General features: G+C 65.4%; 11 protein-coding genes. 6 read left to right on the forward strand and 5 right to left on the reverse strand.

What is annotated here, in order from left to right:
* Positions 1 to 3: 3 nt before the first annotated feature.
* Complete coding sequence (locus tag P9239_RS07005) at positions 4 to 1,029, reverse strand: phosphotransferase (RefSeq protein WP_309753923.1); 1,026 nt, start codon at positions 1,027 to 1,029, stop codon at positions 4 to 6.
* Positions 1,030 to 1,301: 272 nt separating this feature from the next.
* On the opposite strand from P9239_RS07005, the gene P9239_RS07010 reads away from it, so the two are divergent.
* The 4 genes from P9239_RS07010 to rsmA all read left to right on the forward strand — a co-directional run bounded on the left by P9239_RS07010 (position 1,302) and on the right by rsmA (position 6,952).
* Entirely contained in the window at positions 1,302 to 3,692 is a 2,391-nt protein-coding gene (locus tag P9239_RS07010; protein WP_309749795.1) for an LPS-assembly protein LptD, read from the forward strand.
* A 71-nt stretch (positions 3,693 to 3,763) separates the two neighbouring features.
* On the forward strand, positions 3,764 to 5,128 hold the full coding sequence (locus P9239_RS07015) for a peptidylprolyl isomerase (protein ID WP_404980069.1): 1,365 nt from the start codon (positions 3,764 to 3,766) through the stop codon (positions 5,126 to 5,128).
* Between the two features lie 5 nt (positions 5,129 to 5,133).
* Positions 5,134 to 6,123: a 4-hydroxythreonine-4-phosphate dehydrogenase PdxA gene (gene pdxA, locus P9239_RS07020; RefSeq protein ID WP_309749797.1), complete on the forward strand. Its 990-nt coding sequence runs from the start codon at positions 5,134 to 5,136 to the stop codon at positions 6,121 to 6,123.
* Positions 6,124 to 6,142: 19 nt separating this feature from the next.
* Positions 6,143 to 6,952, forward strand: coding sequence for a 16S rRNA (adenine(1518)-N(6)/adenine(1519)-N(6))-dimethyltransferase RsmA (gene rsmA, locus P9239_RS07025; protein WP_309749798.1), 810 nt, complete (start codon positions 6,143 to 6,145; stop codon positions 6,950 to 6,952).
* Between the two features lie 12 nt (positions 6,953 to 6,964).
* Here rsmA and P9239_RS07030 read toward each other — a convergent pair whose 3' ends face one another.
* Positions 6,965 to 7,186: a hypothetical protein gene (locus tag P9239_RS07030; RefSeq protein WP_309749799.1), complete on the reverse strand. Its 222-nt coding sequence runs from the start codon at positions 7,184 to 7,186 to the stop codon at positions 6,965 to 6,967.
* A 177-nt stretch (positions 7,187 to 7,363) separates the two neighbouring features.
* Here P9239_RS07030 and P9239_RS07035 point away from each other — a divergent pair, with 177 nt between their 5' ends.
* On the forward strand, positions 7,364 to 8,629 hold the full coding sequence (locus P9239_RS07035; RefSeq protein WP_309749800.1) for a DNA repair exonuclease: 1,266 nt from the start codon (positions 7,364 to 7,366) through the stop codon (positions 8,627 to 8,629).
* Positions 8,630 to 8,633: 4 nt separating this feature from the next.
* Entirely contained in the window at positions 8,634 to 12,095 is a 3,462-nt protein-coding gene (locus P9239_RS07040; RefSeq protein WP_309749801.1) for an AAA family ATPase, read from the forward strand.
* Between the two features lie 7 nt (positions 12,096 to 12,102).
* On the opposite strand, the gene P9239_RS07045 is transcribed toward P9239_RS07040, so the two are convergent.
* The 3 genes from P9239_RS07045 to P9239_RS07055 all read right to left on the reverse strand — a co-directional run bounded on the left by P9239_RS07045 (position 12,103) and on the right by P9239_RS07055 (position 16,803).
* Positions 12,103 to 12,924, reverse strand: a complete 822-nt coding sequence (locus tag P9239_RS07045; protein ID WP_309749802.1) for a Sir2 family NAD-dependent protein deacetylase — start codon at positions 12,922 to 12,924, stop codon at positions 12,103 to 12,105.
* Positions 12,921 to 14,015: a WYL domain-containing protein gene (locus P9239_RS07050; RefSeq protein ID WP_309749803.1), complete on the reverse strand. Its 1,095-nt coding sequence runs from the start codon at positions 14,013 to 14,015 to the stop codon at positions 12,921 to 12,923. Before P9239_RS07050 ends, P9239_RS07045 begins: the two co-directional genes overlap by 4 nt.
* Positions 14,016 to 14,100: 85 nt before the next feature.
* Positions 14,101 to 16,803 (reverse strand): LuxR C-terminal-related transcriptional regulator, encoded by a 2,703-nt coding sequence (locus tag P9239_RS07055; protein WP_309749804.1) that lies wholly within the window; start codon positions 16,801 to 16,803, stop codon positions 14,101 to 14,103.
* Positions 16,804 to 16,879 lie beyond the last annotated feature (76 nt).

The raw sequence follows: 16,879 nt of genomic DNA on the forward strand, positions 1-16,879 counted from the left end.
GAATCAGAACGTGTAACCGACTTCGACGGCGCGGCCTTCGAGCGAATCGAGCAGGCGCGCGAACGGCCACAGCGGCGCATAACGCTCCGCGACCGCGCGCGCATAGCCGATGAAACGCGGCAAATCCGCCAAATACTGTGACTTGCCGTCGCGATAATGAATGCGCACGAAAAGACCGAGCACCTTGATGTGCCGTTGCAGGCCCATCCATTCGAGCTGACGGTAGAACTCGCCGAAGTCGAGATCGACGTCCAGTCCCGCCTTCTTCGCTCGTTCCCAGTAATACGCGATGCAATCGAGCTGAAATTCCTCGTCCCAGCTAATGAACGCGTCGCGCATGAGCGAGGCCATGTCATACGTGATCGGCCCGTACACCGCGTCCTGAAAGTCCAGCACGCCAGGATTCGGCTCACTCACCATCAGGTTGCGCGGCATGAAATCGCGCAGCATGAAGGTTTGCGGCTGCGCGAGCGCGCTTTGTGCGAGCAGCGTAAAGGTGTCGTCGAGCGTCTTGCGTTCGTCCGCGGTCACTTCGCGGCCCAGATGGCGGCCGATGAACCACTCCGGCATCAACTCCATCTCGCGGCGCAGGAATGCCTCGTCGAACGGCGGAAGCACGCCTTCTCGCGCTGTGCGCTGAAAGCGGATCAAGCTGTCGATGGCCGCGCGCATCAAAGGCCGCGCGTTCTTCTCGTCGAGCACGGACATATACGTGGTCGTGCCGAGATCGGTGACGAGCATGAAGCCCGCGTCGAAATCCGCTTGCAGGATTTTGGGCACGTGCACGTTCGCCGCCTCCAGCAGGCTCGCGACCTGCACGAACTCGCGGCATTTTTCCGGCGGCGGAGCGTCGACGGCGATCAGCGTCTTGCCATGCTCCGAATCGCTATCGAGACGGAAATAGCGGCGAAAACTGGCGTCGGCGGAGGCGGGGGCGAGGCTCTCGAGATTCAGCCGATACGTATCGGCGAAGGTCTGAAGCCAGGAACGGAGTTGCTCGAAGCGGGTGTCGGCGGGAATGTGCGTCATAAATTCGAGAGGCAAAACATCTTGCCATATAATACCCCACGACTTTTTTAAGCGATCCTTGAGCTATCTGTTCGCGCCTGGCGCTCAAGCGCCGACGACCGTGCCGCGTCATCGTCCGATCGAGTGTCGTCCTTGCGTAGCGACGGACCGCCGAGTTCGACCACGGCCATGACGCGGGCGAGGCGCGGCGGCTCACTCGCCCGCTTATTCGCCCGCTGACTCGGCGGCATCGAGCGCGGCGGACGCGAACGGGATCGAACCGCCACCCATACATGCCGCCACGACAGTTTCCCGCATCGAAGATTCAAGGCGACGCTCAGCCGCGCCGGCGGCGGCTCGTCGCCGCGCTGCTTTCCGTGCCGGGCCTCATGCCCGCTCTCGCCCATGCGCAGCTCGTCGGTCCGGCCGCGGACGCGCAGCCGGTGGACGGCCCCGGCAGCCTGCGTCTCGCGCCGCAGTTGCTCGAACGTCCGCTGAAAAGCGGTCAGCAGCCGACGACCTTCCTGCTCGGCGACAAGGCCACCGGCACGTCCGACGAGGACATGGCGGCGAAAGGTTCGGCCGAAGTGCGCCGCACGGTCACGGTCATCAAGGCCGACGCGCTGCATTACGACCAGGACACGGACATGGCCGACGCTTTCGGTCATGTCAGGCTTATTAACAACGGCGTGTCGTTCGTCGGCCCGGAAGCGCACCTGAAGTTGGATTCGAACGAAGGGTTCATGACGAACCCGAAGTACCACTTCAATCTGACGGGCGGCTCGGGTAGCGCGGAGCGCATCGACCTGATCGACAACGAGCGCGCGCGTGTCGATCACGGCACGTACACCGCGTGCCAGTGCGACACGAATCCGGCGTGGTACATCAAGGGCTCGTCGTTCGATTTCGATACCGGCTCGGAAGAGGGCATCGCGCATAACGGCGTGCTGTTCTTTCAGGGCGTGCCCGTGTTCGCGAGCCCGTGGCTCTCGTTCCCGCTCACGGGCGACCGCCGCAGCGGCCTGTTGCCGCCGACGTTCTCGCTCAGTTCGACGACGGGCTTCGAAGCGACGATCCCGTACTATTTCAACATCGCGCCTAATCGCGATCTGACCGTCACGCCGCGGATCATGTCGCGGCGCGGCGTGCTCGGCGAAGCGAATTTCCGCTATCTGTCGCCGACGTATTCGGGCTCGCTCACGGTCGATTATTTGCCGAACGACCGCGAAACGCACACGAACCGCTATGCGATCTTTTGGAAGCACCAGCAGAACTTCGGCGGCGGCTTCGGCGGCTACGTCAATTACAACAAGGTTTCGGACGATCAGTATCCGGAAGACTTAGGCAACGCGTCCAATCAGTTCCTGAACGGCACGCAACTGCTGTATCAGCAGGAAGCCGGGCTGACGTACAACAACGGGCCGTGGTCCGTGCTCGCCCGCGAGCAACGCTGGCAGACGCTGCAGCCGTCCATTCCGCCGTACGCACGCGAGCCGCAGCTGAACGTGCAGTACAACAAGTACAACGTCGGCGGATTCGATTACGGCGCGGAAGCGGACTTCACGCGCTTCACGATCACGCAGGAAGGCGCGACCGACGGTCAGCGCATGTACTTCAACCCGTACCTGAGTTACGGGATCAACGCGCCGGGCTATTTCTTCACGCCGAAGATTCAATGGCACTTCGCGTCGTACGACCTGAGCCATATCGCGACCGTTCCGATTCCGGGCCAGCCGGCGACGCCCGCCGGGCAGCCGAAGAATTTCACGGAGTCGATTCCCACGGTCAGTCTCGATACGGGGCTTGTGTTCGACCGTTCAGTAAGGCTCTTCGGGCAGGATTACATTCAGACGCTGGAGCCGCGGCTCTATTACGTCTACACGCCGTATCGCAACCAGAATTTCGCACCGATCTTCGATACCGCCGAAGCGGACTTCGGGCTCGCCGAGATCTACACGCCGAACACGTTCGTCGGCAACGACCGCATTGCGGATGCGAACCGCCTGACCGCCGGCCTGACCACGCGTTTCATCAATCCCGCGACGGGCGATGAACGCGCGCGTTTCGTGATCGCGCAGCAGTACTATTTCACGAGCCAGCGCGTCACGATCAGCGAGGACCAGCCGATCAACGAGGCCAAGCACTCGGACCTGATCGCCGGCGCGGCAATCAAGCTGGGCGCTGGCTTCGCTTCGGAAACGGCGTTCCAATATAATGTCGACAATAACCAGCTCGTGCGTGCGAGCGTCGGCTTCGCGTTCAGTCCGGCGGACCGCAAGGTCATCAACGTCGGCTACCGGTACACGCGCTCGAACCAGACCACGCTCGTCGACGAGCCGATCAACCAATTGCTGGTGTCCGGCGAATGGCCGCTCACGAACCGTCTCTATGCCGTCGCACGTGTCAATTATGATCTCGCGAGCCACCGGCTCGTCGACGGCCTCGTGGGCTTCCAGTACGATGCCGACTGCTGGGCGCTCGGCTTCGGTGCGCAGCGTTACGCCAACGGCGTGAACACGAGCGGCCAGCCTTCGTCGGGTACGCGCGTGCTCGCTCAGATCACGTTCAAGGGCTTGTCGAAGGTCGACAACGGTCTCGTCAGCGCGTTCCGCGCAAGCGTTCAGGGCTATCAGCCGCCGCCGCCGTCCGCGCCGCCGCTCGCTCGCTTCAGCGACTACGAATGACAAGCCGTAATTCAATGCCGAAAAGGCGTGCAGCGCCCGAATGGGTCAAGTCTGGATTTGATGGAGTATCTGTGGCAAACATGAAACTGTTTCGATCGACGGCGATTGCCGCGGGCGCGCTGACAGCGGCGCTGATGGTGAGTTCGCCGGCCGGTGCGCAGGCGTTGTCGAACCCGAATGTGCAGGTGGCGGATTCCGTCGTCGCGGTGGTGAACGACGGCGTCATCACGCAGCGCGAGCTGGAAGAGCGCACGAACCTGATCGTGCAGCGGCTCAAGCAGCAGAACGCGCCCGTGCCGCCCATGGAACAGATGCGCCGGCAGGTGCTCGACCAGATGGTGCTCGAACGCATCCAGTTGCAGAAGGCGAAGGACGACGGCATCGTGATCGACGACGCCGCCGTCAATCGCACGCTGCAACGCCTCGCGCAGCAAAACCAGATGACGCTCGACGTTTACCGCTCGCGCATCGAGGCCCAAGGCGTGCCCTGGGCTACGTTCGTGCGCGACGCGCGCACCGAACTCACGCTCTCGAAGCTGCGCGAAAAGGAAGTCGACAGCAAGATCACCGTGTCCGATGGCGAAGTCGCGAACTACATCGCGAGCCAGCGCGGGCCGGGCGCGCGCAACGCGAGCGACCTGCATCTGCAGCACATCATGTTCAAGCTCGCGTCGAATGCGCCGGATTCCGAAGTCGCCGCCGTGCAGGCCAAGGCCGACGCCGTGCTGAAGCAGGCGCAGGCCGGCGAAGATTTCTCGAAGCTCGCCAAGCAGAACTCGCAGGACACCGACGCCAGCAAGGGCGGCGACCTCGGCTTCCGCACGCAGGGCACGCTGCCGGCGGGCATCGTCTCGGCGGTGTCGGGGCTGCGTCCGGGCCAGGTCGTGCCGACGCTCTTGCGTACCGACGGCGGCTTCGAAATCGTGAAGCTGGTCGATCGTCGCGCGAGCGAAGGCACGGCGGCCGATGCGCCGAAGCTCGTGCAGACGCACGTGCGCCACATTCTGCTGCGCGTGTCGGACGGCATGTCGGAAGCCAGCGCGCGCCAGAAGCTCCTCGATATCAAGCAGCAAGTGGCCGCAGGCGGCGACTTTGCCAACTTCGCGCGCACGTATTCGCAGGACGGCTCGGCCTCGCAAGGCGGCGACCTCGGCTGGATCAGCCCGGGCGAGACCGTGCCCGAATTCGAGCGCGCCATGAACAACTTGCAGGACGGCGCGGTCAGCGACCCGGTGCGCAGCGAATACGGCTATCACCTGATTCAGGTGCTCGGCCGCCGCGACGCGGAAGGGTCCGCCACGCAGCAACTCGATATCGCGCGTCAGGCAATCGGCCAGCGCAAGGCCGAGCAGGCGTACTCCGACTGGCTGCGCGAACTGCGCGACACGGCATACGTGCAGTACAAGGGTATCGCTGCGCAAGAGGCGCAGCAGTAAGCCGCATGAGCACCGCTGCGCATCCGGACCGGCCGCTTTCCGTCGCCATCACGACGGGCGAACCGGCTGGCGTCGGTCCGGAGTTGACCGCTGCGGCGCTCGGTCAGGCACACGCGCGCTGGCCGTCGGTGCGCTTCACCGTGCTCGGCGACCGCGCGTTGCTCGAAGCACGAGCGGGCGCTGCCTGGCCTTCGAACGGCGATCTCATCGAAATCGAGCATCACGCGCTCGCGGCGCCGGCCGAGGCGGGCAAGCTGAACGCGGCGAACGGGCGCTATGTGCTCGGTCTGCTCGATGCCGCCATCGACGGCGCGGTGGCGGGCCGTTTCGACGCCATCGTCACCGCGCCGCTGCAAAAGAGCACGATCAACGATGCCGGCGTTCCCTTCACCGGCCACACCGAATATCTGGCGGAACGCACGCACACGCCGCGCGTCGTGATGATGCTGGCGGGCACGGGCGAGCGCCCGTTGCGCGTCGCGCTCGCGACCACGCATTTGCCGCTCAAGGACGTATCCGCTGCGCTCACCATCGACGGCATCGTCGAGACATTGCGCATCATCCATCACGACCTGTGCGCGCATTTCGGCCTCGCCGTGCCGCGCATTCTCGTGACGGGCCTCAATCCACACGCGGGCGAAAACGGCTATCTGGGCCGCGAGGAAATCGATGTGATAGCGCCCGCGCTCGAACGCGCGCGTGCGCTCGGCATCGACGCGCCGGGGCCGTATCCCGCCGACACGCTGTTCCAGCCGCGCTATCTGAAAGACGCCGATTGCGTGCTCGCCATGTTCCACGACCAGGGCCTGCCCGTGCTGAAGTACGCGACGTTCGGCGAGGGCATCAACGTGACGCTCGGCCTGCCGATCATTCGCACGTCCGTCGATCACGGCACGGCGCTCGATCTCGCGGGCACCGGCCGCGCGGACCCCGGCAGCATGATCGCCGCCATCGACGCCGCCGTGACCATGGCGTGCCACAAACGCAGCGCCTGACTGCATTTAACGACACCGTATGTCCACACGACACCAGGGCCATCTGGCGCGCAAACGCTTCGGCCAGAACTTCCTCGTCGATCAGGGCGTGATCGATTCCATCGTCGACGCCATCTCGCCGCAGCGCGGCGAACGCATGGTCGAGATCGGGCCGGGGCTCGCGGCGCTCACCGAGCCGCTGATCCAGCGCATAGCCACGCCGGAGTCGCCGCTGCACGCGGTCGAACTGGACCGCGATCTGATCGGGCGGCTCGAAAAGCGCTTCGGCGAGCGCCTCGTCGTGCATTCGGCGGACGCGCTCGAATTCGACTTCGGCACGCTCGCGCTCGCGGGCGAGAAGCCGTCGCTGCGCATTGTCGGCAATCTGCCGTACAACATTTCGAGCCCGCTGCTGTTTCATCTGACGACGTTCGCGCCGAAGGTCATCGACCAGCACTTCATGCTTCAGGACGAAGTGGTCGAGCGCATGATCGCCGAGCCTGCGAGCAAGGAATACGGGCGTTTGTCGGTGATGCTGCAATACCGCTACGTGATGGACAAGCTGATCGACGTGCCGCCCGAATCGTTCCAGCCGCCGCCGAAAGTAAATTCCGCCATCGTGCGCATGATTCCCTTCGCGCCGCACGAATTGCCGGCCGTCAATGAAACCGTGCTGAGCGATGTCGTCAAGGCCGCGTTCGCGCAGCGTCGCAAGGTCCTGCGCAACAATCTCGCGGCGTATCGCGACAAGGTGGATTTCGATGCGCTCGGTTTCGATCTCGCGCGACGCGCCGAAGAAGTGCCGGTGGCGGAGTTCGTCGCGCTGGCGCAGGCGATCGAGCGCAGTTAGTTTCTCGTTTCGTCATTGGCACACCGCTTCGCACGCGTCGGAGGCGAGCAGCTTCATCAGGCGGTCGAGGCGGATGCGTTGATCGCGCTCCAAGCCGCGTGTCGCGCTGACCTGCTGCACGCGCTTGCGCCAGTACGTCTGGCCGAATAGCGAATTAGCGCCTTCAGCCGACAAGACGCGCTCCAGATGCACGATCGCGGCGTCGACGTTATGGGCGGTGTAGGGACTTGTCATCGGATTGCCTCGCTGCGTGTTGACGTTCGATGATTCTGCGTGCGCCCCGGGACATTTCGCGTCTCTGATCGCGGACGCAAGCACGGGTCGAACGAGACGCGAAGTGTCCCGAATCTCTGCAACGATCGTCGTTCGAACACGCGAGAAGCGCGACCACTCATTCAAGGAGACAGCGCCATGCGCTTCATTCACGCGGCCGATATTCATCTCGACAGCCCGCTGCACGGGCTATCCGCCTACGCGGACGCGCCCGCCGACATGCTGCGCAACGCCACGCGCGAGGCCTTCTCGAAGCTCGTCACCGTGGCCATCGACGAGCAAGTGGATTTCATGGTCATCGCAGGCGACCTGTACGACGGCACCTGGCGCGACCACAACACCGGCATCTTCTTCTGCAAGGAGATGGGCAAGCTGCGCCGCGCGGGCATTCCCGTGTATTTGCTGTACGGCAATCACGACGCCGAAAGCGAAATGACGAGCCAGCTTCAACTGCCCGACAACGTCCACACGTTTTCGACCAAGAAGCCGCAGACGTTTCGCATCGACGCGCTCAAGGTCGCGCTGCACGGTCACAGCTTCAAGGACAAGGCGGTGACGACCAATCTCGTGACCGCGTATCCGCCGCCCGTCGAGGGCTATTTCAATATCGGCGTGCTGCATACGGCGCTCGAAGGCGCGGCGATGCACGCGAGCTACGCGCCGTGCACCGTCGCGGAACTGCACGCGCGCGAGTATCACTACTGGGCGCTCGGCCACGTGCACGAATTCGCGATCTGGGAGGAAGCCTCGACCATCGTGTTTCCGGGCAACTTGCAGGGGCGCACCATCCGCGAGACGGGCCGGCGCGGCGCGGTGATCGTCAATGTGTCCGAGACGGAAGAGGTGAGCGTCGAGCGGCTTTTCATCGACGTGTTGCGCTGGGAGAACGTCGACGTCGATGCTTCCGGCCTCGACACGCTCGATGAAGTTGCCCGCGCGGCCGGCCGTGCGCTGGAGGCGCTGGTCGAAGCGGCCGAGCGTCCGGTGCCGCATGCGGTGCGCGTGAGCATCACGGGCGCGACGAAGGCGCACGGCGAACTCTTCGCCAATGAAAAGCAGCTACGCGCCGAAGTGCTCGCGCAGATCGCGGCGATCAGCCATGACCGCTTGTGGCTCGAAAAAGTGAAGGTGCGCACGCAGCCGGTCACGCGCGAACGCACGGCATCGAGTCTTGCCGACAGTGGCGACGCGCTCGCCGACCTTCACGGCCTTCTCGTCGAAGCCGAATCCGATCCCGACTTCCTCGCCATGCTCAAAGACCGTCTCATCGCGTTCGCGACGCAAGCGCCCAGCGAACTGCAAAAGTCCGTGCCCGAACTCGAATACGTCCGTGACGGCAATGTCGACAAGCTCGTGAGCGAGGTGCGCGCCGGCCTGATCGCGCAACTCGCGGACGCGGAGTAACGGGATGCGCATCCGTCAGCTCGATCTCATCCGCTTCGGCAAATTCACGGATCACGCCGTCGAGTTTCCGCTGGCGGAGCACGATTTTCATTTCGTCGTCGGCCCGAACGAGGCGGGCAAGTCCACGATCAAGACAGCCATCTCCGAACTGCTTTTCGGCATGCCGCATAGCTCGTCGCTTGCGTTTCTCCATGCGCAAAGCGATCTGCGGCTCGGCGCGAAGCTCGAGAAAGACGGCGCAGCGCTCGCGTTTCATCGCACGAAGAGCCGCAAGGCGCCGCTCACGACGCCGAACGGCGACCCGCTCGCCGCCGATGCGCTCGCGCCGTTCCTCGGCGCCGCCGACAAGAGCTTCTTCGAGCAGATGTATTGCCTGGATCACACGGCGCTGATTCGCGGCGGTCAGAGCATTCTCGATGCATCGAGCGATGTCGGGCAGGTGCTCTTTCAATCGGCGGCAGGCATCGCGAGTCTGGGCGACGTGCGCCAGCGTCTTGCCGATGAAGCCGGCAGCCTGTGGGCGAAGCGCAAGCTGGGTACAGCCTACGCCGTCGCGCATAAGCAATACGAAGAAGCCACTGCCGAGCTGAAGGCGGCAAGCGTGCGTACCGCGCAGTGGCGTCGCGCGCACGGTGCGGTCGAAGAAGCGGAGGAGCGCAGCCGCGAGCAGGAGGCGCGTCGTGCGCAACTGGAGACGGTGCGCGCGAAGCTGGAGCGCATCCGCCGCGCCGCGCCGTATCTCAACGTGTGGCGCGCGAAGTCGGCGGAACTCGACGCGCTCGGCGATACCGCGGATCTGCCCGCCAACGCCGAAGCCACGCTTCAGAACGCGCTGAAGGAACTGACATCGGCGCAGACTGCGCTCGACCTGCACACGCGCGACGTCGCGCAATTGCAGAAGGACTTGAGCGAGATCCGCGTCGATCAGGCGCTGCTCGCGGTCGAATCCGACATTCGCGCGCTCGAAGCAACGCGGCATCGGTGCGCGAATCACGCCAACGAAATTGCGCGGCTCGAACAGGAAGTCGCAGTGCGCGTGCGGCAGATCGCCCAAGATTGCGCGCAGCTCGGCTGGCCGCAGGACGAAGCCAGCGCCCGGCAGGCGTTGCCGGGGCCGCTCGTGTTGCAGACCGTGTCGAGCCTGATGCTGGATCGCGGCGAACTGGAGCTTGCGGCGCGCAACGCCGAGCGCGCGGCGCAAGAGAGCGTCGAGGAGATCGCGGCGTTGGAGACGCGGCTCGCGTCGCTTTCCCATTGTGACGTCGCGCCCGGTCTGCGCGCCGCGCTCCGGGCCGCGCAGAAGTCCCGCGACACCGAAACGACGCAACGCCGTCTGGACGACGCGCGCCGCGACGCCGAACACGCCTTGGAAACCGCGCTCGCGTCGCTTGGCAAGTGGACGCGGCCGGTGCCCGAATTGCGCGCGATGACCTTGCCCGCCGCCGAGCGCATCGCTGCGCTGCGCGACGAGCGGCAGGCGCTGGGCTCGCGCGTCGCGGTGGCCGGCGACCGGCTGAAGGAAGCGCAGGACGCGCTTCACGCGACACAGACGGAACTGGGCGATTTCGTGCAGACGCACGACGTGGTGACGGCCGCCGACGTGCGCGAGGCCCGCGACGCGCGCAACGCCGCGTGGCACGCCATCCGCGCGGGCGACACGCCGCTCGCAGCCGCCGCGCCGCACTTCGAAACCGCGATGCACACCGCCGACGGTCTGGCGGATCGTCAACTGGGCTCGGTTGGTCAGGCGACGCAGCTGATCGCGCTGAAGCGGCGCGTGGCAGCGGAGCAAGAGACCGCCGCGCGCCGCGAACAAGCCGCACGCGATGCCGCAGCCGCGCTCGATCAGTTCGACGCCGCGTGGCGAGCGCTTGCGGAGCAATCGGAAATCGCGGACATGGCGCTCGACGATGTTCCTTCGTGGCTCGCGCGCCGCGATCAGGCGCTCGCCGCATCGCACACGCTGGATCGCCACATTGAGGAACTCGCGCGCGAAACCGCCGATGCGCAGTCGCGTCGCGCCGAACTCGCGCGGCAACTCGCGCAAGCGGGCGTGCCTGCGGACGCGCACGCCGATCTCGACGCGCTATGCGATATCGCCGAAAGCCATATCAGCGCCATCGACGAGGCAGCGGTGACGCGGCGTCATCTGAGCGAGCAGTTGGACGCCGCGCGCGCCGAACGCATCGCGTGCCAACGCGTCGAGAAGGCTGCGCGCGATGCGTTCGAGCACTGGCAGCGCGAATGGTCGGCGGCGGCCGGGCGTGCGGGTCTCGCGATTGCGGCGGACTCGCAGGCGGCGGCGGAAACGGCCATCGGTATCGTGAAGAAAATCGGCGATCAGCTTGCGCAGACGGACGCCATCCGCTCGCAACAGATCGAGCCGATGCGCGCGTCGCTTGCTGCGTTCGAAGCGGATGCGGCGCGTCTTGCCGCGCACATCGACCATGCGCTCGCCGCTCTGGAAGCAAGCGGCATCTCGGCGCAGCTGTCGTCGCGGCTGGAAAGCGCGTGCGCGGCGCGCGGCGAAGCAGAGCGCATCCGCCGTGAACTCGCGACGGCGAACGAGCAGGTGAGCGCGGCCACATCCTCACTCGACGAAGCGCGTGCGAGCCTGCGCCCGCTCTATGAACTTGCCGGCGTCGATACGCCTGAAATGCTCGCCGCACGCATTGCCAGGTCGCAGCGAAAGCGCGAGCTGACCACCGCCGTGAACGAGGCGCGGGACGCGTTCATCAAGGGCGGCGACGGACTCCCGCTCGACGCGCTCATCGCGGAAGTGGATGGCGCGGACATCGCGGGCGTGCAGGCGGAGCTTTCGCTGACGAGCAGCGCGCTCAACGAATCGGTGAACGTCTCGACGGCGCTCGCCGCGCAACTGGACGCCGCCAAACGCGAGTTGGACGCCATCTCGGGCGAAGCGAACGCGGCGCGCGCCGAGGCGAGGCGTCAGGAAGCGCTCGCCGCCATGGCCGACGCCGCTGAGCGTTTCGTCAAGGTCGAGACGGCATCGACGCTCCTTAAGTGGGCCATCGACCGCTATCGCGAACGCCGCCAGGGTCCGATGCTGTCGCGCGCCAGCGCCATCTTCTCCGAGTTGACGCTCGGCGCGTTCTCGCGGCTCGTCGTCGATTACGACCGCCAGCCGATGGCGCTCGCCGCCGTGCGCGCGACGAGCGGCGCGCACGTCGAGATCGAAGGCATGAGCGAGGGCACGCGCGATCAGCTCTTTCTCGCGCTGCGGCTGGCGGCGCTGGAAGAGCACGGCGAGAAGGCATCGGCGCTGCCGTTTGTTGCCGACGACCTGTTCATCAATTTCGACGATGGCCGCGCGCGTGCGGGCCTGCGCGTGCTCGCGCAGATTGCGAAGCGCACGCAAGTGATCTTCCTGAGCCACCACGACCATCTGGTCGGCATGGTGCGCGAGGTGTTCGGGCCGCAGGTCAACGTGCGATACATGGGCTGAAGGTTCATCAGCCGTTTAGCGCGCGATCGAGCCGCAGCAGCGTCTCCTTCGCGCCGCCCGCGATGCCCACGCCCACGCCCGGCGCAATGCCGGGTTCGCGCGGATTAATGCGCACGACGCGCGGCCCGTGCCGTTCGCTGAAGCGCCGCACGGTCGGCAACGCGCGGCCCGCGCCGAGTTCCACGACCACGAGCCGTTCGACACCGGCAAGCCAAGCCGCGAGCCGCCGTTCCTGCTGCACGCATTGCGTGTCGATCCAGTTCCAGTCGCCGAACATGAGGATATTCGGGCGCGCGAGGCGTCCGCAGTGCGGGCAAAGCGGCAACGCGTTGACGAGTTCGCAGCGGCTTTCGTCGACGACCGGCTCGAATCCGTCGGCGGGCCAGATGTCGTGCGTGCAGGCGTCGATGCACTGCATCGCGTGGATTGTGCCGTGGCATTGCGCGACGCGCTCGGCGGCGAAACCGGCGCGCTGAAACTGACCGTCGACGTTGCTCGTGAAGACAAACGCGCCGTGGCGCATGGACGCGGCCCAACGCCGCAGCACGTGAAAGCCTTCGTGCGGCTGCGTCGCCCGATACAGCGCCAGCCGATGCCCGTAGAAGCCCCACGCGAGACGCGGATGCCGCACGAAGCCGTCCGGGTTCGCCATGTCTTCGAACGCGAAGCCGTGATGCCGCAACGCCGGATACGCGCGCCAGAAACCTTCCGGGCCACGAAAATCCGGCAAGCCGGAATCGACGCCCATGCCCGCGCCGGCCGTGACGAGCAGGCCATCAGCGTCGGCGAGCCACTCGGCGGCCTCTTCGATGAGCGCTTCGTCGCTCATGCCGGCTCTCCCGCGTGAGCGCTCGCCGTTGCCTGCCGATACCGGTTGGCGAGCTTCTGATAGTCCTGCGCGAATTCGTCGCGTAACGCTTGCGGCGCAAGAATCTCGACGCCCGCGCCCAGCGCGCGCAGCCACCAGCGCAGCTTGAGACTCGGCGTCACGGTGCCGGTCACTTTCATGCGGCCGTCGGGCAGCGTGCCGATCTGCTGATCTTTCGACATCGGCGATTCGCGCAACTGGTTGCCTGCACTGCCTTCGAACGCAAGCTCCAGCTTCACGGCAGGCTCGGGCAGGAAGTCGAATGCCTGCTGCGTCTCGATGTATTTCCGCAGCCGGAAATCATCCGGATAACTGAACGATTCGCCGGACTCCGTCACCGACCGAATGCGATCCAGCCGGTACAGCGCACGCGCCGATTCCGCTTCGCCTGTACCGGCAAGCGTCGCGCGGCTCGGGTCCTGCGCGACCATGTACATGACGCCCGCCGATTCCACGAGAGCGAGCGGCCAGAGGCGCCGGGTCTTCGGCGCGTCGTGCTTGTTTTCGCTGCGGTATGCGGCGCGATACTGCACGAGCAGTTCGCGCTCGAAGAACGTCGCGGTCGCCACCGTGTTGAAAATCTCCGGGCGCAGCTTCGGTCGAATCAGCGTGAACGCGCCATCCACCGAGTCGATCTTGTCGGCCCACGCGCGGTACATGCGGCTGTCCGCTTTCTCCTGCGACAGCCGCGCTTCGGCGGCCTTGAAGAGCGGATCGATGTCTTGGGTCACCGCTGCCGGCAGCTTGTTGCCCGCGAATCGCTGCAGGATATGAAACGCGACCGCCTCGGATGCGCTCATCAACCCGACGCCTTCCTGAAGGCCATGCAGCCACGGCTTGCGCTGCCAGAGCAACTCGCGGCCGTTGATAGTGGAAATCACGCGCGAGTCGGCTTCCAGCGCGGTGAGATGGCGCTGCACCTTTTTCGTATAGCCGACGCGATGCCCGCGCTCCTCCAGCCGCCGACGCACTTCGGGCGTGGAGAGCCACGAGACGGCGTCGCGCTCGGTCGGCAGTACGCGGAGAATGGCTTCGTCGAGACTGGAGGTCATGGAGCGGTTCCTTGAGGCTTTCTCGCCTCATTATAGGAACGATTGAGACACCAGGTGTCTCGAACGATCGGCGGCGGGCCAAAGCCTACTGGATCAACGCCTGCTTGCGCGCCCAGACCATCGCGTCATATCGGCTCGACACGCCGAGCTTCGCGAAGATGTTCCGCAAGTTCCATTTCACCGTTTCCAGCGTGATGTTCAACGTGAGCGCAATGCGCTTGTTCGACATGGCCTGCGCGACCAGTCCCAGTATCTCGACTTCGCGCTGGGTGAGAACCGCTCCGGTCTTCGACGTGCTCGCGCGTCGCAACATGGAAGCGGCGTCGTCCGTGCTGGCGGCGTCGGCGAGCTTGTCGACGAGTCCCTCCAGATAGCGCAGATTCGATGCGTCGAGCCGCTTCTCGCGCAGCAGGGCACCGAGCTGCTTGCCGACGATATGCGCTTCGTCGACGAACGTCCGCACGAGCCCCAGTTCGCGCCCCGCCTGAACCGCGCGAAGCAGGCACGCGGTCGCGTCGTCCGTCTGCTTCATGTCCCCGAGCACAGCGCCCGACAGCAGATCGACGAGCACGAGCAGACGTCCCCGCTTGAAGCCGACCGCGTGCGTGCGGGCAATCTCGAGCGCGCGCAACGCTTCGGCAGGATCGTCGTTGCGCAGCACGTGCGCCCGTGTGAGCGCAGCGTTCGCCACGATCTCGTCGCGAATTCTGGGGCCGGGCGCTGCCGCGCTTGCGAGTTCGTCCAGCAGTGCGGCCGTCTCGCTCGCGCCCGTGCGGTCCCCCTTCGCGAGCAGCACCTTGACCTGTTCAGCGAGCATGTAGCTGACCGCGCGCGGTTGCCCCACGCTTTGCAGATGCGACATCTGCTGCCGAAGGAACGCGAGGGCGGCATCGGCGCCTTCCTGCAGGAGATCGAGCCTCGCGCGGCACACCGAGGCCCAGATGGTCACGTCGGGGCCGGACGAGTGCAGCAGGCCGCGCCGGTTCGCAATCGTCTCGCGGGCGTCGTCGATGCGGTCCACTTCGTAGTAGACCTCCGCGAGCAGTCCGGCGCACACATTCGCGCTGATTGAATGATGACCCGCCGCGTTCACCGACCGCGCGAGCAACGCAGAGCCGAGGCGTTCCGCGTCGCCCATGCGGCCTTCGAACATGAGATTCGACACGAGCGTCGCTTCGGCGACGAGCGCCATGTCGTTATTGCGGTCGGCAAGCGGGATCGGATGCGTGTCGAAGAGGCGCTTTGCGTCCGCGAAGCGGCCCGCCGAGCGGTACGCCACGCCGAGTTCCGCAATCAGCATATAGCGCAGGAACGGATTCTCGACGGCCGCGTCGCGCACGGGTTCGAGCAGTTCGATCATGCGCGCGGCGTCGTCGTGCTGAAACGCGATGGCCGCCTCCACGAGCGGCAGACTGCGCTCGATTTCCGGCGGCACCGGATGCGCGCCGCTGCGCAGTTGCGCGAGCCACGCCTGCGCCTTCGCGGGCCGCGACGTCAGCGAGACCGTCAGGCACGCGAGAAACAAGAGGCGCGGATGACGGAACAGCACTTCTTCCGGCACGCGATCCAGCAGATGCAGCGTGGGGCTGAGATAGTCGAGATTCCACGTGGCGGGCGCGGCGCGCTCGATCATGCCCGTGGCGAATTCGATGTCGTTGCCGAGGCTCGCATGGCGCATGGCTTCTGCCAGCAGCCCGTTTTGCGCGAACCAGCGCGCGCCGCGCCGATGCAATTCGTTGACGGCGTCGCGGCCGCGCCGCTCGAGACGCGTCGAAAGATACTCACCGAAGAGCCGATGCAGGCGATACCAGATCATTCTGTCATCCGAATCGATCCGAATGGTGAGCAGGTTGTCGTCCTCCATCTTCTTGAGCAGGTCGGCAGCGTTCGCCTGACCCGTGACGCTTTGCGCGAGCGATGCATTGAAGCGCCGGAACACGGACACGCTCTCGGCAAACGCCGTCAGTTCTTCCGGTAGATGCGCGATGATCTCTTCGCTCAGATAGGTCTGCAAATCGTTGGAACGCCACACGAGATGCTGAAGCATGGTCCGCGCTTCGGGCCGATTGCGCAGCATCGTGACGATCAGTTGCAGGCATGACGGCCACCCGCTCGTCAGTTCGTGTATCAGGCTCAACTCGTCCGCGTTGATCTTGCCAGAGCCGAGATTCTCATCGAGAAAATGCCGTGTTTCCGGCAGATCGAAAGGCAGTTCCGCGCTGTCCACCTCGACGATCTGTCCCATCATCCGCAAGCGGCTGAGGCTCAACGGCGGCGTCACGCGCGATGAGATCACGAGGTGCAGATTGCCCGGCCCGTGATCCAGCAGCTTCTGCACGAACTTGTGCGCAGCGGGCGCTTCGACGTGGTGATAGTCGTCAATGATCAGATACACGTCCTTCGGCAACTCGACCGCGCCTTCGACGATGGCCGCGATGGCGGCATCCATCGCGCTGGCGCTCGTGTCGTCGAGCGGCACGTCGGTCTCGACAGAAATGCCCAGGCGCTGCATGGCGGCGAAGAGTTCGGTGCAGAAATCCGCGTAGCCGCCATCGTCGGCGGTGAGCGAAAGCCATGCGACTTCCGCGCCGGACTTCAGGCAGTTCTGCCGCCATTGCGCGAGCAGCACAGTCTTGCCGTAGCCGGCGCTGCCGGACACGAGCGCGAGTTTCGCCTGATGCACGCGATCCAGCTGCGCGAGCAGGTTCGTTCGAGGGACATGCCGTGCGCCGATGCGCGGCGGCGAAAACTTGGTGGAAACCAGGTGTTTGGTGAAAGGCGTGGGCAAGTCGTCACCTAGTCGATGCAGTCATGCGGCGGCCGCAAGAGCCGCGCGAGGGAAGCTGGGCCAGGCGATCGCTCGA

The sequence above is a fragment of the Caballeronia sp. LZ062 genome (assembly GCF_031450785.1).
Lineage (GTDB): Bacteria > Pseudomonadota > Gammaproteobacteria > Burkholderiales > Burkholderiaceae > Caballeronia.